We start from the raw sequence: 18,889 nt of genomic DNA, 5'->3' as shown, positions 1-18,889 counted from the left end.
ATGTCAGCGTAGTTTGTTGCACAGTGGTGTGCAAATATGACTGTTCGACGAGGCCGAGGAGGAGGAAGGCGGCATGCGGAGGCGACGCGGCGCCAGCGGCGGAGGCGGCGGGACGAGCACCCGTGCCCGGATCCTGTGTGCGGCCGAGCGGCTGCTGGTCCGCGATCCCGACAGCAGCCTCGCGGAGGTCGCCGCGGCGGCCGGCGTGGCGCGCCGCACCGTCTACGGCCACTTCACCGGCCGCGACGCGCTGGTCGAAGGGCTGGTCGAGGAGGCCGCGCGGGCGGTACGGCGTGCCCTCGCCGGACCGGACGCACCCACCCCGGAGGACGACCCCACGACCGCGCTGGCCCGTTTCGTCCGCGCGCTCTGGCCGGTCGGCGACCGCTACGGCACGCTCATCGCACTCGCCCGCCGCCAGGGACTCGACCCCGATCCGGTGCGCGCCGTCCTCGGCCCCGCCCGTGACACGGTCACCGCGATCATCGTCCGCGGACAGCGGGCGGGCGTCTTCCACACCGGCGTTCCAGCGGGGGCGCTCGGGGCGGCTTTGGAGGCCCACCTGCTGGCACTGCTGGGCTGCGCGCGGTCGGGGACCTGGGAGGACGACGGCACCGGGGCGGCGGTGGCCGCGCTGGTGGTGGCGGGGGTGGAGAGCAGGACCGCGGCGGAGGTGGCGGAAGCTGGGCGGCTCCCCGCGGGGACGAGGCCGGGGCGCGACCGGTGACCTGACCGACGCGGGCGCGGCCGGCGATCTTGGCGCCGGGGACGATCCCGGCGAGCACGGGCTGGTGGCCCGCACGCCGGAGGCGGACTCGGCCGGGTGGCCCGCACGCCCGAGGCGGACTCGGACCGGTGACCTCCACGCCGGTGGCGGGCGGGGCCGACGAGCTTGGGCGCCGCGGAGGATCCCGGCGGGCACGGGCCGGTGACCCGCACGCCCGAGGCGGACTCGGCCGGGTGGCCCGCACGCCCGAGGCGGACTCGGACCGGTGACCTCCACGCCGGTGGCGGACGGGGCCGACGAGCTTGGGCGCCGCGGAGGATCCCGGCGGGCACGGGCCGGTGACCCGCACGCCGGAGGCGGACTCGGCGGGCGCAGTCGGTGGCCTATACGCCGGAGGCGGACTCCTCCGGTACCGGCGCCGGGCCGGCCTCCGCGACCACCGTGTGTGCGCGGCGCCGGGTCACGCCCGCCGCGATGAGCGTGGCGACGGCGGCCCGGGTGCCGTCGTCCTCCAGGGCCCCGGTGTTGACCTGCTCCAGGAGGGCGACGGTCATCGCCTCCAGTCCGGCGCTCAGCACGGCCGGCGGCAGATGCGCGGGGAAGACGCCGTCCCGCTGGCCGCGCTCCAGGATGGCGGTGACCTCGGCACGGGCCGGGGCGAGGATCTCGGCGACGCGCTCCACGCCCAGGTCGTGCCGGGCCAGCGCGAGGAGCATCCGGTAGCGGTCGCCCACGGGCCACATCAGCAGCACGAAGTGCGCGAGCGCACGGTCGGCCGGTTCGCCGGGCCCGACCCGCTCCGCGCCGGCGGCCATCGCGCCGCGCAGCACCTCGGACGCCTCCTCGGCGAGGGCCTCCAGGAGCGCCGCGCGTCCCGGGAAGTGGCCGAAGAGGGTCCGCCGTACGACACCGGCGGCGCGGGCCAGTTCCTCCAGCGTGGTGTCCGGATTCCGCCCCAGCTCCCGGCGGGCCGTGGCCAGGATGCGCGCCCGGTTGGACCGCGCGTTGCGTCGCTGCGGCTCACGGGCGACGGGCTTGGACACGGCGACCTCGGGGCGGCGTTGCGGGGGTGGCGGGACGGTGGGGGTGGCGAAGATTCCATTCTGGCACGTGGCGTACGCGGGAGCGTGGCCGCCGATCATCAGCGCTCCTCGGCCTGCTCGGCGCGGTCACCGGAGGGCGTCTCGGCCGTCACGTAGAGGATGTCGCGGGCCTGCTCGGCGGCGCGGGCGATGCCCTCGGAGACGAAGTCGAGGAACCGCGCGACGTTCTCCAGGCGGACCCCGGCGGGAGTGCCGGAGCCGAGGACGCCGGCGCCCTGCCGCGCGGTCTCGACGATCTGGAGGGTGGTGCGGGCGCTGGCCATCATCGACTGGTACCAGATGTCGTCGTCGACGACGTAGCGATCACGGCGGCGTTCGTCGCGCTCCCGCCGGACGAAGCCCTGGCCCTCGAGGAACGCCACGGCCTTGGACACGGACGCCGGGCTGACCTGGAGGCGCTCGACGAGTTCGGCGGCGGTGAGACTGCCCGAGTCGGTGATGGTGAGGCAGGCCATCACCCGGGACATCATCTTGGCCATACCGGACTGCATGAGGACGGTGGTGAAGACCTCCTCGAACTCCCGCACGGCCTCGGCGTCCCGCCCGTCGGCCGCCGACGGCGCCTCGCCCGCCCGGGGCGCGGGCCGCCCGCGGCGGTGGGCGCGGCGTTCGGTGGCCCGGTGGGCGAGGTCGGCGCGGTAGGCGGTGGGGCCGCCGTTGCGCATGACCTCGCGGGTGACGGTCGAGGTCGGCCGGTCGAGACGTCTGGCGATCTCCGCGTAGGCGAGGCCGTCGGCCACCCCCAGCGCGATCTGCTGACGTTCCTGCTCGGTGAGTCTGCCTCCGGGCATCGCGGCCTCCCTCGTGTTCCGTGGCGCTTGGAGTATAGCGTTCACCATCATTCCATTGCAACGAAACCCTGACCCTCGTTGCGTTATCCCGCAGCCCATTGCAACACTTTCAACGCCTTGAGCTGCATATTCTCTAATAGAATGCAACGAACGCATTGCACGTTCTGCGAACGCAACGTAGCGTTTCCATCAACAGAAACAACGAAGCCAAGGAGCGCAACGATGCAGACCTTCGACACCCCCGCCCCGGTCTCGGTCCTCCTCGACGTCCCCGCGGGCCGCATCCGCCTCATCGCCGCCGACCGGGCCGACACCGCGGTCGAGGTCCTCCCCGCGGACGCCAGGAAGGGCACCGACGTGAAGGCGGCGGAGCAGACCACGGTGGCGTACGGCGACGGCGTGCTGCGGATCGCGGCCGCACCGGCGAAGAACCGCGTGCTCGGCAACTCCGGCGCCATAGAGGTGACGGTCCAGCTGCCCGCCGGCTCCCGCGTCGAGGCGAAGACGGCCGACGCCGAGTTCCGCGGCGTCGGGCGGCTCGGCGACGTCGACTTCGAGGGGGCGAAGGGCTCGGTCAAGCTCGACGAGGCCGCGAGCGCCCGCCTCATCCTCCTCGCCGGCGACGTCACGGTGGGCAGGCTGGGCGGCGACGCGCGGCTCGGCACGCAGAAGGGCGACATCCGCGTCACCGAGGCGCTGGGCGGCACGGTCGAGCTGAGCACCGAGGCCGGCGACGTGTCGATCGGCGCCGCCCGCGGAGTCTCCGCGTCGCTGGACGCCGGCACCTCCTACGGCCGGGTCCACAACGCCCTGAGGAACGCCCACGACACCGCCGCCCTGCACATCCGGGCGACCACGTCCCACGGAGACATCAGCGCACGTAGCCTGTGACGATGAGGTTGCGCGCGATCACCCTGGACTGCCCCGATCCGCCGGCCCTGGCGGCCTTCTACCAGAAGGCCGCCGGCCTCGAACCCCACCCGGAGTCCAACGCCGAGTTCGCCGGACTCGTCTGCGCGGACGGTCTCTTCATCGGCTTCCAGCGGGTCGACGGCCACCGGGCTCCGCGCCGGCCGGACCAGACCGTCCCCCAGCAGCTCCACCTCGACTTCGCGGTCGACGACCTGGACGAGGCGGAGGCCAGACTGCTGGGGCTGGGGGCGGGCAGGCCGGATCACCAGCCGAACGAGGAGAGATGGCGGGTCCTCACCGATCCCGCCGGGCACCCGTTCTGCATCGTGAAGGGCTGATCCCGGGGCTCTCCGCGAAAGACCCGTTCGGCGGCGCCGACGCGCCCTTCCAGTCCATGCGCGACCACGGCATCGCCAGCTCGTCCGGGGAGGCCACCGGACGGGGCGCCAACTCCTCGACGGAGGACGCCTCGTGGTGGCCGGTGAACACCGTGTCGACGTACCGGTGACCGGTGTCGGCGGCGATGAACACGGTCGTCCCGGCAGGCTCGACGCGGCTCTCCCAGCGGGCGGCGAGGTAGGCGGCGCCGGTGGACAGGCCGGCGAAGACGGCGTGCCGGCGCAGCAGGTCGACGCTCCCCGCGCGGGCGGCGTCGAAGGCGAGCCAGTGGACGGTGTCGTACAGGTCGTGGCGCACGTTGCCGAACGGGATGGAGCTGCCGATCCCGGCGATGATGATCTCCGGATCCAGGACGTGCTCGCTGCCGAAGGTGACGCTGCCGTAGGGCTGGACGCCGACGAGCCGCACACCGGACGATCGTTTGCTCAGGTACTGGGCGAGCGCGCCGGTGGAGGCCCCGGAACCCACGCCGCCCACGAGGGTCAGCGCCCGCGTGCCGGTCTCGGCGTGGATCCGCTCGGCGACGGCCTCGTAGCCGAGGTAGTGGATGTCGTCGTGGTACTGGCGCATCCAGTGGTAATCCGGGTGGTCGCGCAGGATCTCCCGTACCCGCGCGACCCGGCGGCTCTGGTCGAGCTTCAGGCTCGCGCTGGGCTCCATCTGCTCCAGGCGGGCGCCCAGTACGGCGAGTTGGGTGCGCAGGGTGTGGTCGACGGTGGTGGAGCCGACGATGTGGCAGCGCATGCCGTAGCGGTGGCAGGCCAGCGCGAGGGCGTAGGCGTAGATCCCGCTGGAGCTGTCCACGAGGGTGTCGCCGCGCCGTACCGCTCCGGTGTCGAGCAGGTGGCGTACGGCGGCCAGGGCGGAGACCACCTTCATCGTCTCAAACCGCAGGCAGACGAGTCCGTCGTCGAGACGTATCAGGTCCGGCCGGCCGATGGCTTCCGAGATGTGCGCGTCCACGGGAGGAGTCCTCACTCGGGGTCGGTTGGTGGCTTGTGGGGCCGTTGGGGCTCGGGTGGGTGGTGAAGACGCGGGTCGGCGTGATGCCCTCGCGTTCCAGATCCCGCGCGCAGCGGTGCAGCCGGGCGTTCAGGCCGGGGGCCCGGGGGTCGAAGAGGACGCCGGCCACGTTGCCGCTGTGGGCGATCTGCACGCCGACGGCGCCCACCCGGTCCGCGATGCGGGTGAGGGCCGGGAACTCCACGTGTGTGAGGCGGCGTTGGCCGAGGCGGGCGCTGGCGGTGGCGACCCGTCCCAGGAGGGCGGAGTCGCCGTCGGACACCGCCCGGCGCAGCATCCGGCGCAGGTGCTCGTAGGTGTCGAGGTCGCGGGCATCGTAGGTGGGGGCGGGCAGGGCGAGGGTGTCCACGGGGGCGCCGCCGCCGAGGGCGCAGCCCAGCACGACGGCGGGCGGAAGGGCGGCGCCCAGGGCTTCGAGGGTGCGGCCCTCGCGCTGGGCGAAGAGCAGCGGCGGGCCAGGGGCGAGCATCAGCGGATCGCTGGCACCCTCGGCCCGGACCGCCAGCCCGGCGATCGTCCGGGGCGGCAGCCGTACGCCCCACGCGTCGGCGACCGCGCGCACGGTGGCGATGACGTCACTCGTGGAGGAGCCCATGCCCAGCCCGACGGGGATGTCGCCGGTCAACGTCAGTACTCCGCCGCAGGGCGCCGCGGACAGGCGTGCGGCGCACTCCCGGAGCGCGAGGAGGGCCGCCGCCCGCGCCTTGGTGCGTCCGGCGGGCGTCACGCGCACGTCGTCGGGCGGGGTGCCGGTCCGGGGTGTGAAGCGGGCGGTGCTGCCGGGCCCGTTCATCGGCAGGGTGACCAGCGCCTGGCAGGGGCGCCCGCGCTCGTCCAGGAAGACGCCCTGGAGGATCTCGCCGTGGTGGCAGGCGGCGTGTCCGGTGCCGACGCCGTCGCCGGGGTTCGCGTCGGTGGTGGCGTGCCGGGTGGTGGTCCGCGGGGCGGTCGCCGTCATGCGCCGTCCGCCGCCCGGTAGCGGTACAGCGTCGTGGGCTCCGCGCTGAACTGGGAGAAGGGGAAGGGCTCCGCGGACAGGGCGGTCACGCCCGCGCCGAGGAACGCGCGGGCCACGGCGCTGCCGGTCTGCGCGTAGACCACCAGCGGCACGTCCCGTTCGCGGCAGCGCGCCAGGACCGTGTCGAAGGTGCCGTTGCTGAGGGTCATACCGGTGGCGATCACGGCCTCGGCGGTGTCGAGGACCTCGTGCATGTCGTCGGTGACCCGGTCGCCCCACTGGGTGGTGCGGAGGTTGAAGTCGCAGAGCAGGGGGGTGCCGCCGCGCTCGCGGATGGCGGCGACGAGCGGGTTGACGACGCCTATCAGCCCGACCCGCGCGCCGGGTCCGGTGTCCAGCAGTCCGGCGATGGCCGCGTCCCGGGCCCGCGCCCGGACCTCGGGCGTCCCGGCGGGCAGGACGACCGGTTCGGCCCCGGCCTCGCGGTGCGGGTCGACTTCGGAGAGGTAGGCGTCGAGTGCGGCGATCCGCAGCGGGCGGGGCGCCTCGCGCAGCAGGGAGTCGAGGGGTGCGCCGGAGGCGTCACGGCACAGGGACGGATCGACCTCGCCCGCCTCGAACGCACAGCCTCCGAAGGAGCCGCCCAGCCGGACGAGGACGTACTGGTTGAGGTACGTGGTGTCGCCCCCGGCCAGCCGCGTGCCGTGGTGGATCCAGAACACGCTGGTGGCCACGAGTCCGTCGGGACGCGGACCGAGTTCGCCCGCCAGGACGGCGGTCAGCAGGTCCTCGGTGTTCTTCATGCCTGCCCTCCGGCGCCGGGGATGTCACGGGTGATGCGGAACAGGAAGGTCAGTACGCCGTCCCCCCAGTCGTGGAGGTACTCCGTCTCCGGATGGAACCCGTGGTCCAGGGCGTGCTGGACGATGCCGCGCAGATCCGCGGTGTTGGAGGCGATGACGAAGATCTCGCCGCCGGGGGCGAGCAGGTCCCTCTCCGCGACCTGGGCGAAGAACCTCGCCAGCAGCGACGCGCCCACGCAGACGTTGCGTACGACGTCGGGGTCGTCGCTGACGGTCCGGCTGACGGCGGGCGGATTGAAGGTGACGACGTCCAGTCTCCGGCCGTCCGGAACGGCGTCGAAGAGGTCGCCGACCATCGGCAGGAAGGCGGTCTCCGGGCGCTCACCGACGATGCGCGCGTAGTGGCGGGCGGCGGCGGCGACGCTCTCGGGATGGACGTCGACGGCGTGGATCTCCCGGGCACCGCGGTGGGCGGCGGCCACCGCCTCGACACCGAGGCCCACGCCCATGGCGGCGTAGCGGCGGTGCCGTGTCTCGATGCGGCCGTCGAGCAGCCGCTCGTGGATCAGGCGGCTGGTCCAGCCGGGTATGAAGACGCCGGGCGGGACGTCGAACGTCCAGCCGTTCCACTCGTAGGCACGCGTGGTGTGCAGGTCGCCCTTCGGCTGGTTGAGGGCGATGATCCGGTCGCCGGCCAGGGGCGGGGGCAGGTGGTCCAGGAGAGCGGGTCCGGTTGCGGTCGGGTCCACGTGGGCTCCTCGGGCTCGCGGGAAGGGGGTGGCGGGGTGCCGGCAGGAACACTAACGGAAATGATTGTCATTACGATAGTCTGCCTGGACGGCGCCCGGCCGACAGCTGCCATGCCTCGGCCCCACCGCCCAACTCCGCCCCACCACCCGCACCTTCACCCCACCAGGACTGGAGCGCACCATCGTGCCGACCTCACCCGCACCGACCACGTCCGCCGGGGCCGGGGCCGGAGGGCAACGGCCCATCCTGCTCGACGTCGCGTTCCTCCGCCTGTGGACGGGCGCCACCGCATCGGGCCTGGCCACCTGGGCCCTGCCGTTCGTGCTCGGACTCGCGGTACTCGACCGCACCCTCGGCGCCACCGACCTCGGCCTGCTGCTCGCGGCCCGCACCGTGGGGTTCCTCGCCGCCGTGCCCGTGGCCGGGGTACTGGCCGACCGGCACTCCCGCCGCAGCGTCGTCCTGTGGGCGGGGCTCGCCTCCGGGGCGGCGGCCCCGGTGCTGGCCGCCGGGCTGGACCGCTCGGTGCCGCTGATGGCGATCGCGGCCGCGGTCGCCGGAGCCGGGCAGGGGGCCTGCCGGCCCGCCTACCAGGCCCTGACCGCCGAGGTGGTGGACGCCGACCGCAGGCAGCAGGCGAACGCCGCCATGACCCTCGCGGTACGCGTCACCACGCTCGTGGGCCCCTCACTGGCCGCCCTGCTCGCCGTGTTCCTCGACACCTGGGCGCTCCTGACGGGCATCGGACTGCTGTGGCTGGTCGCCGCGTGCGTACCCGGACGCGGCGCGCGGCCCACTGACGTCACGCGGGAAGAGCCGGCCACCTCGGGCGGCGCCCGGGGCAGGTCGTTCCTCGCGGAGTTCGTGGACGGCGTCCGGGAGGCCCGCCGGCACCCCTGGTTCGTCGCGGGCCTGGGCGCGCTGACGGCCGTCATAGCCACCGGCTACTCGGCGACCGGTGTGGCACTCCCCCTGGTCAGCAGGGACGACTACGGCACCGAGGTCGTCCTCGCGGGCGCGATGACCGCCTACACCGCCGGAGCACTGGCCGGTGCGCTGCTCATCGCCCGCTGGCGCCCCCGCTCCCCCGGCCGGGCCGCCCTGGCCGGCCTCGCCGCCTACGGATTCGCGCCCCTCAGCCTCGTGTTCCCCGTGCACCCCGCCGTCGTGATGGCCGCCTACGCCATCGCGGGCGTCGGCATCGAGATGTTCAACGTGCCCTGGTTCACCGCCGCACAACGCGAGGTGGCGCCGGACAAACTGGCCCGGGTCTCCTCCCTGGACTTCCTGCTCTCGTACGGCCTGGCCCCGCTCGGACTCGCCCTGATCGCCCCCGCCATCGACGCCTTCGGCGCCAGGCCGGTCCTGGTCGTCTGCGCGGTCACCTGCTTCGCGGCACCCGCCGCGGCCGCCCTGGTCCCGTCCTCCCGCGGCTTCTCCCACCACCCGGAGTCGGGGCACGCCGATCTCAGCATGGCCGGTGCCGGTCGCTGAATGCGCCGGCCTGAAGCCATGCAGGCCGCCGCGCGTATCAACCCGTCGCCCCAGACGCCGGGATCCCGCGAGACGCCGGAGCCGGGCGAGAACCCAGGGCCGGGGCCTGGGGCGAAAGTGCGCGGCCTGCCCGTCGTGCCGCGCGCGGGACGGCACGTCGAGTACACCCGCACCGGACGACGCGTCGTCCGGTGCGCCGACGGGCGCGGTCCCCCTCCACCGAGACCCGGCCACCGGGCACGTCCAGGACCAACTGGCCCGATTCCGCGAGGCCGTCCTGGACGCCGAGGCGTCCCTGCCGCGCTTCCGACTGGACGAGGGCGACATCCTGATCCTCGACAACTACCGCTGCCGGCACGGCCGGGCGCGACCAGGAGAGCACGGCCCGGAGGGACGTCCACGGCAACCTGCCCGCGGACACCCATCCGCGCCGTCCGCGAGCACCTGCCCGGGGGCGCGCACTCGGCGTTCCCCGACACCCTCGACCTTCTGCCGGCCCAGTTCGAGGCGCGGTCGGGCCGAGCCGGGGGCGGTCCGTGCGTGGAAGTCGTGAAGAAACGACGCACGCTTCCCGGGATTCGGTCACGTCGGCGGAACACTCGGAGGCTCACCAGGCGCTTCCGAACCCGTCGGGCGCCGCCACGCGATGGGAGACCGACAACGATGTCCAATCCGGTACGGAGCAGAGTACGCACTGCCGCCCTCGCACTCTCGGCCGTCGCGGCCCTCGCCCTCGGCACGACCACCACGACCGGCGCGACAGCGGCACCCGCGCCCTCGCCCTCGCCCGCCGCGAAGCAGGGACCGACCTCGGTGGCCTACATCGAGGTGAACAACAACAGCATGCTCAACGCCGGCAAGTACACGATCGCCGACGGCGGCGGAAACGCCTTCGACGTCGCCGTGATCTTCGCGGCGAACATCAACTACGACACCAACTCCAAGAAGGCGTACCTGCACTTCAACGAGAACGTGCAGCGCGTCCTCGACAACGCCGCCACGGAGATACGGCCGTTGCAGCAGCAGGGCATCAAGGTCGTCCTCTCGGTGCTGGGCAACCACCAGGGCGCGGGGTTCGCCAACTTCACGTCCCAGCAGACGGCTTCGGCGTTCGCGAAGGAGATGTCGGACGCCGTGGCCGAGTACGGCCTCGACGGCATCGACTTCGACGACGAATACGCCGAGTACGGCAAGAACGGCACCGCCCAGCCCAACGACAGCTCGTTCGTGCACCTGGTGACGGCACTGCGCGCGAACATGCCGGACAAGATCATCAGCCTCTACAACATCGGCCCGGCCGCATCACGCCTGTCCTACGGCGGCGTCGACGTCTCCGCCAAGTTCGACTACGCCTGGAACCCCTACTACGGCACCTGGCAGGTCCCCGGCATCGGCCTCCCCAAGTCGCAGCTGTCCCCGGCGGCCGTCGAGATCGGCCGAACCTCGCAGAGCACGGTCACGAGCCTCGCCCGCCGCACGGTCAACGAGGGCTACGGCGTCTACCTGACGTACAACCTCGACGGTTCCGACCGCAGCGCGGACGTCTCGGCGTTCACGAGGGAGCTGTACGGGAGCGACGCCGTGTACACGCCGTAGGGCGCCAACAGGTGGGCCGTCCTGTCGACAACGATGTCAGGCGTCGACGGGGCGGCAGCGGCCGCGCCTGAGTGCCACCGGCGTCCCGGAAATGAGCTCGGGCCCCTCTGTCCGCCCGGGACGTTTGCCTGCGACGCGTCGGGCATGGTCCAAGTGACAGGAGTTACGGGAGACCGAAAGGGAGACCGGTGATGGACTGGAGGCTCGGCGAGGAGTTCGAGACGCCCGAAGGGGTGATCCGGTGGGACGTCATGGGCAGCGGCGACCCGATCGTGCTGGTGCACGGCACGCCGTACTCGTCCTTCCTCTGGCGGGACATCGCCCCGGCCCTCGCCCGCACCCGCACGGTCTTCGTCTTCGACCACCTCGGCTTCGGCCAGTCGGACCGGCACGAGGGCCAGGACCTGAGCCTGGCGGCCCACGCACGGAACTTCGCCCGGCTCCTCGACCACTGGGGGCGGGCCCGCCCCAGCGTCGTCGCGCACGACATCGGCGGGGCGGTGGCGCTGCGGACGCTCCTGCTGGAGAAGAGGGAGTACCGGGATCTGACCCTGTTCGACGCGGTGAGCGGCGGGCAGTGGGAGCGAGGGCTCTTCCGGCTCATCCTGGAGCACCGGGAGATTTTCGAGCAGCTTCCCGACTACGCGCACGAAGCACTGGTCACCAGCCACCTGCGGCACGCCACGCAGGTCGGCCTCCGGCCGGAAGTCCTCGAAGGGTTCCTCACACCCTGGCTGGGGGCCGAGGGGCAGGCCGCCTTCTACCGTCAGTACAGCCAGATCAGGCAGGCGGACACCGTCGCGTACGAGCACTTGCTGGGCGAGATCCCGCTTCCCGTGCGCATCGTCTGGGGCCGCGAGGACCGCATCCTTCCCCCTCAGTACGCCGAGTGGCTGCGCGACCGGATCCCACACGCCGAACTGCACTGGATCGAGGACGCGGGCCACCTGCTCCAGGAGGACGCGCCGGGCCGCTTGCTGTCGCTGCTCACCGCCGACTTTCCCTCGGCCTGACCTTGGTACGGCGCACCGGCGGCCGAGCGAGCACGCGAGCGCCACGACGGCGGTGCGTACGCGATGCCGCGCGCCTGTCACCCCCTGCCGACGGTCACCGGACCGCAGGGTCGCCGAGTGCGAGGGCTCCCTCGTCGAGCAGGCGTCGGGCCCGCGGAAAGTCGTGCAGCTGTTCCCGGAGCGAGCTCAGAGCCGGCAACAGCGAGCACCGGGAGGAGATGCCGTGGGCGGTGAGGATGTCCGCCGTCCACGTGAGAAAGCCGGTGAAGAGGTCGGTGTCGTCGACGTAGAGGGCCGCGGCGAGGAAGTCCACCGTGTGGGCCAGGTCCTCGGCGATGCGTTCACGCTGCTGATCGTCGTAGCGGCGTACGGCCGTAAGCCGGTCGGACAGGTCGGCGAAGGTCTGATTGACCAGCCGGGGGCGGGCCCGGGTGACGAGGGCGTACTCCTGGTCGGCCAGGTGCGGCAGGTCGTCGACGGGGTGCCGGGCCGCGGCGTTGGCCGGGCGCTCCAGTCCGGCCGCCAGGACGTCGGCGGCCTCCTGGGCTCCCGGCGCCCAACCGTCCGCGCCGAGCAGCCGGGCGTAGCGGCCGTCAGGCCCGAAGGCGGCGCCGCCCGTCAGGACGGGGATGCCGACGGCCTGACAGGCGGTGATGGCGGCGTGGGCCGCCGGCAACCGTGTCGGCAGCGACGAGGACAGCAGCACGGCGTCGGCGGTGGACCGGTGCAGGTGGCTGACCAGGTGCCGAGCGGGTGTCTGGGCGCCGAGGAAGTCGACCCGCCAGCCTCGCAGACGCAGCACTCCGGTGACCAGGCGAGCCGGCAGGGCGTGCCACTCCCCCTCCACGCAGGCCACCACCACGCGGCCACGCTGCGGTGCGGGCCTCGCGCCTTCGTCCGATGTCGTGAGCAGGGTGACGACCCGGTCGTTGATCGCGGTCGCGGCGTGCTCCCGCGCCACGGTGAGCCGGCCCGCGGCCCAGGCCGCGCCGATCCGCCGTTGTGTGTCGGCCACGACGTCCACCAGCAGCGTCTCGGGGTCGACGCCCGACGTGCGGGCCTGCCGGACCAGTGCCTGTGCGGTGCCCTCGTCACCGCGGACCACCGCCTGCCACAGGTCGTCACGCAGCGCGTCCAGCTCCGTCCCGGTCACGTCCCGTCCTCGGACGCCAGATCCGGGGAGCCGTCGGTACGGGGAGCGCCGACGGCGACGGTGGCGATGTCGTCGTGCTGCCCCCCGCGGATCCACTCACCGGTGACCATCTGCACCCGCTCCACCACCGCGTGGGGCAGCATGCCGCCGCATTCGGTGAGGACCTTGGCCAGGCGCGCCTCGCCGAAGAACTCGTCTCCGAAGGGACCCCCGCGGGCTTCGGTGACCCCGTCGGTGTACAGCAGGCAGGTGTCACCCGGTCCGAGCACGATCTCGGCCGTCCGCGAGGTCACCTGCGCCACCACGCCGACCGCCATGCCGCGGGTGGGCACCTCCTCCACGGTGCCGTCGAACCGTACGACCAGCGGCGGCGGGTGCCCGGCGCTCGTCACACGGAGCATCACACCGCCCGGGGTAACGCGCACCGAGGCCAGGACAAGGGTGGCGAAGCGGTTGTGCCGAGAGATCAGCACGGACTGGTTGAGCAGGCTCAGGACCCGTCCGTGGTCCCCGGTGAAGGGCAGCAGGGCCTGCAGCGTGCTGCGCATGCGTCCGGTGAGGACGGCGGCCTCGAGTCCCTTGCCCGCCACATCGCCCAGGACCACGAGTGTCTCGTCCCCGTCGGCGGCGCCCGGATGGACGTCGTAGAAGTCACCGCCGACCTGATCGGCGTCCTGCGCCGCCCGGTAGGCACCCGCGTACTCGACTCCGCGGAGCGGTCCGAGGACCGGCGGCAGCAGGTCACGCGTGAGGACGGAGGAGATGTCCGCCTGCTCGGCGAAGGCACGGGCGGAGGACAGCGCCGCGCCCGCCCGCACCGCGAACGACCGCGCGAACTCTTCCTCGGCGGGGGTGAAGGACGCCCTGGAGGCGGTACGGAGCAGGACCAGCGCCCCTGCCGACTCGCCGTGCCCGGGAAGCGGCGTGACGCTGACGGACCGCACGGGTGCGGGCAGCTCCGCGACGCGGGCCCAGGACGGCAGGTCGCCCGGAGGTATCCAGCAGGCGGTGACCGGCGGGAATCCGGCGAGGGCGTCCGCCAGACCTGGCAGCGCCGTGGGATCGATGGCCTGCCGGGTCATGGTGACGGGGCCGTCGCGCCGGGCCAGGGCGAGGGTGTGCCGGCCGCCTCCGGCAGGAGTGACGACGACGGCCGCCTCGGCCAGGTGGTCCGCCGCGGTGCGTGCCGTCAGCTCCAGGCAGCGGTCGGCGTTCAGAGCGGACACCAGGGCGGTGGAGACCTCCGCGAGGACCGCGGAGCGCTCGCGTTCCTCCCGCAGGTCGCGTTCGGCGCGCACCCGGTCGGTGACGTCCAGCAGCCACCAGACGACGCTGCCGTCGCCTTCCGGTACCGGACGGGCCTCGACGTGCCGGTCACCCACCGGTCCGGAGCAGCACCCGTCGGCCGCGTCGCCGGAACCGCTCAGGCGGCGGTGTGCCTCGGCGAGCCAGGCCGGCACAGCGGCCGGGCCTCCACCGTCGAGGAGGCGTCCGGCCCGTGCGTTGAGACCGACGAGCGATCCGTCGGGCGCGAGCGTCACAGCGGCGTGCGGCACCCGGTCCAGGTCGATGACCTGGGCTCGGACCACGTCGCGCGTGAACGGGGCGGGAACGTCCATCACCTTCGGGAATCCCGGCGGGTCTCCCGAATCCTCCTGCCTGTCGCGGTCGCTGCGGGGCGGCAACTGTCATCAACGGTACAGGCGTCAGCAGGCCCCCTCCAGAGAATCACCCTCAGTGACGGCCCGCAGCTTGACGTATGCCATGAGGTGCGGAACCCCTGTCCCGTCTCGCGCGCCACGGCGGCACGACCTGGGCGAAGAGGGGCGAGGGCCGACGGCACGGCAGCGTCACCCTTCGTAGCGAGTGGCCAGGGTTCGTGCCGTCTCGGCGATGCGGTCGCGTAGTTCGGCGGGTGCCAGGACCTCGACGTCGGCGCCCAGCCGCAGGAAGTCCCGGTGGGCGTGGTCGATCGACTCGATGGGCACGCGGACCTCCGTCCATCCGTCCCCCGCGGGTGTCACACCGAGACGGCGAGCGCCCTCGGGGGTGAGCCGCACCAGGGCGTCCGCGGTGTGCAGTCGCGCTCGGAAGTCGGCCAGAAAGACCTTCCAGCATCCGGCCAGGTCGAACCCGTCCGGGATGACGAACTCCTCCGCCAGCGGCCGGACTCCCAGGATCTGGTCGACCCGGTAGGTGCGGATCCCGGACGGCCCACCGGCGACCAGGTACCAGCGGCCTGCCTTGAGGACGAGCCCGTACGGCTCCACCCTTCGCTCGATCTCCTCCGGCGCCCGCCAGCGCCGGTACCGCAGCACCACCGCCCGCCGCGCCCACACCGCGGCGGCGACCGCGGCCAGGTGAGGAACTGGGTCGACGTCGCCGTACCAGCCGGGGGCGTCGAGAAGGAAACCTGCCTGGATCCGCTCGGCATGCTCGCGCAGCTCCGCCGGAAGGGCGGTCCGCAGCTTCAGCAGGGCGCCGGCGAGGGCCTCGCCGAGGCCGAGTTCCGCGGCGGCGCCGGGGAGTGCGACGAGGAACGCGGCCTGCGCCTCGTCCACGGTCAGGCCGGTGAGGCGGGTCCGGTAGCCGTCGACCAGCCGGTAGCCGCCGGCGTGGCCGGCGGCGCCGTACAGCGGGATACCCGCGGCGCCGAGGGCGTCGACGTCCCGGTAGACCGTCCGGACGGAGACCCCCAGTTCGTCGGCCAGCTGCCGGGCCGTCATCCGGCCCCGGTTCTGGAGCAGCAGAAGCAGGGTGACCAGCCGGCTCGCACGCATACCGCTCAGTATCCACTGACAGTGGATGTCAGCGGACCGCTCCTACTCTGCGAAGCATGAGCGACAACTGGACGACGGACCTCACCCGCATGGGGCAGGCCACCGCATGAGCATCGTGGAACTCCGGCAGTACACCCTGCATCCCGGCGCCCGCGAGACGCTGATCGAGCTGTTCGAGCGCGAGTTCGTGACCGGTCAGCAGGCGGCCGGCATCACCGTCGGCGGGCGGTTCCGCGACCTGGACGACCAGGACCGCTTCGTCTGGCTGCGCGCGTTCCCCGACATGGCGCACCGCCGGCGGGCGCTGGAGGCGTTCTACACCGGCCCGGTCTGGCGGGAGCACCGTGACACCGCCAACGCCACCATGGCCGACAGCGACGACGTCCTGCTGCTGCGCGGCCCGGGCTACACACCGGAGCCGGGGACGGGTGAGGTGCTCGCGACCGTCTGCCGTCCCACTGACGCCGGCGACTTCGACGCCTACTCGGCACGGCACCTGGGCCGGGCCCACGCGCTGCACCGCACCGAGCACGCCGAGAACGACTTCCCCCGCCTGCCCGTCCGCACCGGGGAGGATGTCCGGGTGTGGTTCGGCCCGGCCGAACCACCGCCCTGGCCGGCCCAACGGCTGCGGCTGGAGCCCGTGAAGCCCTGCTGACGAAAACCGTTGACCACGAGCCTGCCGACCCGTCCGCGTCGTGGATTCATTCGTAGCGCAGGCGCAGTGATTCCCTTTCGGCCTCCTCGATCTGTTCCAGGGTCAGGCCGGGCAGGTTCATTTGGGCCAGTATCACCTCGGCGCTGCTCGGCTGGGCGTCGGCAGGCAGCCACTGCTCCGGTCGCCAGGCGTTGGCGCGCATCAGTGACTTCGGGCAGTGCGGATAGACCTGTTCGGCATGCACCACAAGCGCTGTGACCGGGGGTTTCCCAACTGGAGTGAGTTGGGCCAGCAGCTCCGGGCGCGTGGAAACACAGGCGCGGCCGTTGACCCGCAGGGTGGTCGGGCGGCCCGGGATGAGGAAGAGCAGCCCGACGCGTCCGGTTTCCAGCACGTTGTGCAGGGTGTCGAGCCGCTTGTTGCCGGTTGCGTCGGGGATGACCAGGGTCTGCTCGTCCAGCACCGAGACGAACCCGGCCGGGCCGCCACGCGGCGTCACATCCGCCCGGCCTTCGTGGTCCGCACTGCCGATGAACACGAGTGAGGAACAGCCGATCAGTGCCCGGGTCTCCTCGGTGAGGTGGTCGATCTCCTTGCGCAGGGCGTTCTGGTTCGGCTGCGGGTAGAGCTCGCGCAGCTGGTCCGGGCTGGTGAGGGCGTCCGCCTGGAGGGAATCGAACAGCAAGCCGGCGGCTTCGGCGTCGATCATCATATGAGCGACCCTAGAAGATGCTCCCGCGCACGTCACGGGGACGTGCACGGGGCGTCGGCCGTCGTCCCGCCGCTCCAGCGGGGCGCGGTGTTCGGCATCGTCGCGGCGACGGGCACCCCGCCGGGGCTGCGGACGCTTCGGCCCGGTCGTCGCCCAGGGATACGGCCTCTGTGAAGACCACCAGCGTGGTCGCGGCTCTGAGCAGCGGGGAGATCGCCCGCGCGGTGAAGGAGGACCCCGAGCTGCTCCAGTCGTGCGGGCCCGCCGCGTACGACACCGAGATACGCGTCGTCGACGAGGCGGGCCGGGAGCTGAGACCCCGCGAGATCGGAGAGGTCGTCGTGCGGGGGCCCGACTGCGTGCGCGAGTACTGGAAAGAGCCCACGCTGTCCGCGGAGACCGTCCGGGACGGCTAGGTGCACACCGGAGACCTCGCGTGGATGCGGGAGGACGGCTATCTGTTCCTCGTCGACCGCAGGAAGGACATGATCATCTCGGGCTTGGCCTTCCATCACTGACGCCGACCAGGCCGAACAACCGCCGGGTACGGCGAGTGGTCTCACGCCGTGGCGCGAACTCTCACTGATGCCCCGCCCCTGGGCCTTCCCTTGGGCGAGGCATCACCTCATCCCCCGGTCAGCGATCCGCAGCGCCGCCCCGGACGACACAGGAACGGCTGCTCTCCCAGCCCCACCCGTCACCGTCCGGGTCGGAGGCACCGCCGTCCACGCAGTACGGGTAACCGTTGGGCGCGAGGCCGCCGGGGACCACGCACGAGCTGTTGTTCTCCCAGCCCCACCCGTCACCGTCCGGGTCGGAGGCACCGCCGTTCACGCAGTACGGGTAACCGTTGGGCGCGGTACCGCCCGTGCCGCCGTCGTCGCCACCGTCGCTGTACACCGTGGCCGTCTTGGACGTGGCGGCGATCCCGTTGCTGCCGTTGAAGAAGCGGTCGCCCCAGCTGGTCAGCGAGTTCGGGTCGAAGCCGTTGACCATGTCGAGGTACTCGACACCGCTGCCGTTGCCGCTCCACGACCAGCCGATGTAGCCGACGCCGAGGGACTGGGCCGTCGCCATGATCGCGTCCTCGTCGGGGTTGCCGTCGCTGTGCTGGTCGCCGAACTCGCCTACGACGATGGGCAGTCCGTTGCCGGCGAAGGCGTTGAGGTAGTCCCGCACCTCGGTCGCGGTGTCGTAGACCCCGTACATGTGGATGGAAAAGATGGTGTTGCGGTCGGGGTCGGAGGCGAACACCGAGGCCGCGTTGGACCGCATCGTGCCGGACCAGTCCTGGCCCCAGTTGGGCGCGTCCACCATCAGGGCGTGGTCGATGCCGGCGCCGCGGAGCTTGCCGATGGCCGACTTGGTGGCATCGGTCCACGCGGTGTAGTTCGTGTTGCCGAAGGGCTCGTTGCCGATGTTGACGACGACGTAGTCCTCCTGGCCCTCCAGCGCGCCCTTCACGCTGATCCAGTAGTCGGCGGCCTGGTCCAGGCTGGTAGCAGCGCCGTCCTCGCCGTACCCGGTGGTGTCGTGGACCTCCAGGACGCAGATGACCTTGTTCGCCTTGCACTGGCCGATGAGCGTGGAGACCTCGGACGCGCTCGTCCTCGTCCAGCGGCCGCCACTGCCGAGCACGACGCGGACGGTGTTGGCGCCCTTGGCCGCGATGTCGGCGATGGAGCCGGTCTGCTCGGGGTACCAGGTGTAGGCATGGTTGACCCCGCGCATGACGAACGCGTTGCCGTTGCCCTCAACGACGCGTCCGTCGCCGACGTGGATACCGCCTTCCGCCGCCTCAGCCTTGCCGGTGCACGGCCCGGCGAGTGAGAACAGCAGCCCGAGGACGGCGGCGAACGCCATCCCCGCCGTCGTGATGAGCGTGCTTCTTGGCTTTCCCATGTGTCTCCTCAGGTGAATGACAACGATGTCAGACGGTGGAACATGCCGCCCGGCACAGGCCCTCACGGGCGTCGGAGGTTGCGGAGCAGGCGCCGTACAAACGGTGCGACGGGTC

At 72.5% G+C, this 18,889-nt stretch carries 19 protein-coding genes; 8 read left to right on the top strand and 11 right to left on the bottom strand.

Annotated features, from left to right (window positions below; translation table 11 throughout):
- The first annotated feature begins 73 nt into the window (after nucleotides 1–73).
- Entirely contained in the window at nucleotides 74–727 is a 654-nt protein-coding gene (locus tag OIE75_RS29155) for a TetR family transcriptional regulator (RefSeq protein WP_329472628.1), read from the top strand.
- A gap of 383 nt (nucleotides 728–1,110) precedes the next feature.
- On the opposite strand, the gene OIE75_RS29150 is transcribed toward OIE75_RS29155, so the two are convergent.
- Nucleotides 1,111–1,770 (bottom strand): TetR/AcrR family transcriptional regulator, encoded by a 660-nt coding sequence (locus OIE75_RS29150; protein ID WP_329474079.1) that lies wholly within the window; start codon nucleotides 1,768–1,770, stop codon nucleotides 1,111–1,113.
- 98 nt (nucleotides 1,771–1,868) lie between these two features.
- Nucleotides 1,869–2,621: a helix-turn-helix domain-containing protein gene (locus OIE75_RS29145; RefSeq protein ID WP_329472627.1), complete on the bottom strand. Its 753-nt coding sequence runs from the start codon at nucleotides 2,619–2,621 to the stop codon at nucleotides 1,869–1,871.
- Between the two features lie 222 nt (nucleotides 2,622–2,843).
- On the opposite strand from OIE75_RS29145, the gene OIE75_RS29140 reads away from it, so the two are divergent.
- Nucleotides 2,844–3,512 (top strand): DUF4097 family beta strand repeat-containing protein, encoded by a 669-nt coding sequence (locus OIE75_RS29140; protein ID WP_329472626.1) that lies wholly within the window; start codon nucleotides 2,844–2,846, stop codon nucleotides 3,510–3,512.
- A gap of 2 nt (nucleotides 3,513–3,514) precedes the next feature.
- Nucleotides 3,515–3,871, top strand: coding sequence for a VOC family protein (locus OIE75_RS29135; protein ID WP_329472625.1), 357 nt, complete (start codon nucleotides 3,515–3,517; stop codon nucleotides 3,869–3,871).
- On the opposite strand, the gene OIE75_RS29130 is transcribed toward OIE75_RS29135, so the two are convergent.
- The 4 genes from OIE75_RS29130 to OIE75_RS29115 are packed head-to-tail and all read right to left on the bottom strand — an operon-like array spanning nucleotide 3,828 to nucleotide 7,465.
- A complete protein-coding gene (locus OIE75_RS29130) occupies nucleotides 3,828–4,895 on the bottom strand; it encodes a pyridoxal-phosphate dependent enzyme (RefSeq protein ID WP_329472624.1) in 1,068 nt (355 codons plus the stop codon). The genes OIE75_RS29135 and OIE75_RS29130 overlap by 44 nt on opposite strands.
- Nucleotides 4,816–5,913 carry a GHMP family kinase ATP-binding protein gene (locus OIE75_RS29125; protein WP_329472623.1) on the bottom strand — a complete coding sequence of 366 codons (1,098 nt, stop codon included), beginning with the start codon at nucleotides 5,911–5,913 and terminating at the stop codon, nucleotides 4,816–4,818. The genes OIE75_RS29130 and OIE75_RS29125 overlap by 80 nt, the downstream gene beginning before the upstream one ends.
- Complete coding sequence (locus tag OIE75_RS29120; RefSeq protein WP_307015560.1) at nucleotides 5,910–6,716, bottom strand: Rossmann-like domain-containing protein; 807 nt, start codon at nucleotides 6,714–6,716, stop codon at nucleotides 5,910–5,912. The genes OIE75_RS29125 and OIE75_RS29120 overlap by 4 nt, the downstream gene beginning before the upstream one ends.
- Nucleotides 6,713–7,465 (bottom strand): methyltransferase, encoded by a 753-nt coding sequence (locus OIE75_RS29115; protein WP_307015559.1) that lies wholly within the window; start codon nucleotides 7,463–7,465, stop codon nucleotides 6,713–6,715. Before OIE75_RS29115 ends, OIE75_RS29120 begins: the two co-directional genes overlap by 4 nt.
- Before the next feature lie 184 nt (nucleotides 7,466–7,649).
- Here OIE75_RS29115 and OIE75_RS29110 point away from each other — a divergent pair, with 184 nt between their 5' ends.
- The 3 genes from OIE75_RS29110 (at nucleotide 7,650) to OIE75_RS29100 (ending at nucleotide 11,569) form a co-directional block, all read left to right on the top strand.
- On the top strand, nucleotides 7,650–8,960 hold the full coding sequence (locus tag OIE75_RS29110) for an MFS transporter (RefSeq protein WP_307015558.1): 1,311 nt from the start codon (nucleotides 7,650–7,652) through the stop codon (nucleotides 8,958–8,960).
- Between the two features lie 663 nt (nucleotides 8,961–9,623).
- Nucleotides 9,624–10,556, top strand: coding sequence for an endo-beta-N-acetylglucosaminidase H (locus OIE75_RS29105; protein ID WP_329472622.1), 933 nt, complete (start codon nucleotides 9,624–9,626; stop codon nucleotides 10,554–10,556).
- A 191-nt stretch (nucleotides 10,557–10,747) separates the two neighbouring features.
- Nucleotides 10,748–11,569: an alpha/beta fold hydrolase gene (locus tag OIE75_RS29100; protein ID WP_329472621.1), complete on the top strand. Its 822-nt coding sequence runs from the start codon at nucleotides 10,748–10,750 to the stop codon at nucleotides 11,567–11,569.
- Nucleotides 11,570–11,663: 94 nt separating this feature from the next.
- Here the strand turns inward: OIE75_RS29100 and OIE75_RS29095 are convergent, their stop codons facing one another.
- The 3 genes from OIE75_RS29095 to OIE75_RS29085 all read right to left on the bottom strand — a co-directional run bounded on the left by OIE75_RS29095 (nucleotide 11,664) and on the right by OIE75_RS29085 (nucleotide 15,502).
- Complete coding sequence (locus OIE75_RS29095) at nucleotides 11,664–12,722, bottom strand: cobalamin B12-binding domain-containing protein (RefSeq protein WP_329472620.1); 1,059 nt, start codon at nucleotides 12,720–12,722, stop codon at nucleotides 11,664–11,666.
- The gene (locus OIE75_RS29090) at nucleotides 12,719–14,341 is read right to left on the bottom strand and encodes a PP2C family protein-serine/threonine phosphatase (protein ID WP_329472619.1); all 1,623 of its coding nucleotides are present in this window, start codon (nucleotides 14,339–14,341) and stop codon (nucleotides 12,719–12,721) included. Before OIE75_RS29090 ends, OIE75_RS29095 begins: the two co-directional genes overlap by 4 nt.
- A gap of 231 nt (nucleotides 14,342–14,572) precedes the next feature.
- Nucleotides 14,573–15,502 carry a helix-turn-helix transcriptional regulator gene (locus OIE75_RS29085; protein ID WP_329472618.1) on the bottom strand — a complete coding sequence of 310 codons (930 nt, stop codon included), beginning with the start codon at nucleotides 15,500–15,502 and terminating at the stop codon, nucleotides 14,573–14,575.
- 106 nt (nucleotides 15,503–15,608) lie between these two features.
- Between OIE75_RS29085 and OIE75_RS29080 the strand changes: the two genes are divergently transcribed.
- Complete coding sequence (locus tag OIE75_RS29080) at nucleotides 15,609–16,160, top strand: NIPSNAP family protein (RefSeq protein WP_329472617.1); 552 nt, start codon at nucleotides 15,609–15,611, stop codon at nucleotides 16,158–16,160.
- A gap of 46 nt (nucleotides 16,161–16,206) precedes the next feature.
- On the opposite strand, the gene OIE75_RS29075 is transcribed toward OIE75_RS29080, so the two are convergent.
- A complete protein-coding gene (locus OIE75_RS29075; RefSeq protein WP_307015551.1) occupies nucleotides 16,207–16,872 on the bottom strand; it encodes an MSMEG_1061 family FMN-dependent PPOX-type flavoprotein in 666 nt (221 codons plus the stop codon).
- Nucleotides 16,873–17,042: 170 nt separating this feature from the next.
- Here OIE75_RS29075 and OIE75_RS29070 point away from each other — a divergent pair, with 170 nt between their 5' ends.
- Entirely contained in the window at nucleotides 17,043–17,288 is a 246-nt protein-coding gene (locus tag OIE75_RS29070; RefSeq protein ID WP_307015550.1) for an AMP-binding protein, read from the top strand.
- A 220-nt stretch (nucleotides 17,289–17,508) separates the two neighbouring features.
- Here the strand turns inward: OIE75_RS29070 and OIE75_RS29065 are convergent, their stop codons facing one another.
- A complete protein-coding gene (locus OIE75_RS29065) occupies nucleotides 17,509–18,774 on the bottom strand; it encodes a cellulase family glycosylhydrolase (RefSeq protein ID WP_329472616.1) in 1,266 nt (421 codons plus the stop codon).
- Nucleotides 18,775–18,889 lie beyond the last annotated feature (115 nt).

This window comes from Streptomyces sp. NBC_01723, assembly GCF_036246005.1.
Taxonomy (GTDB): Bacteria; Actinomycetota; Actinomycetes; order Streptomycetales; family Streptomycetaceae; genus Streptomyces.
This window is presented reverse-complemented; position numbering and strand designations above follow the sequence as displayed.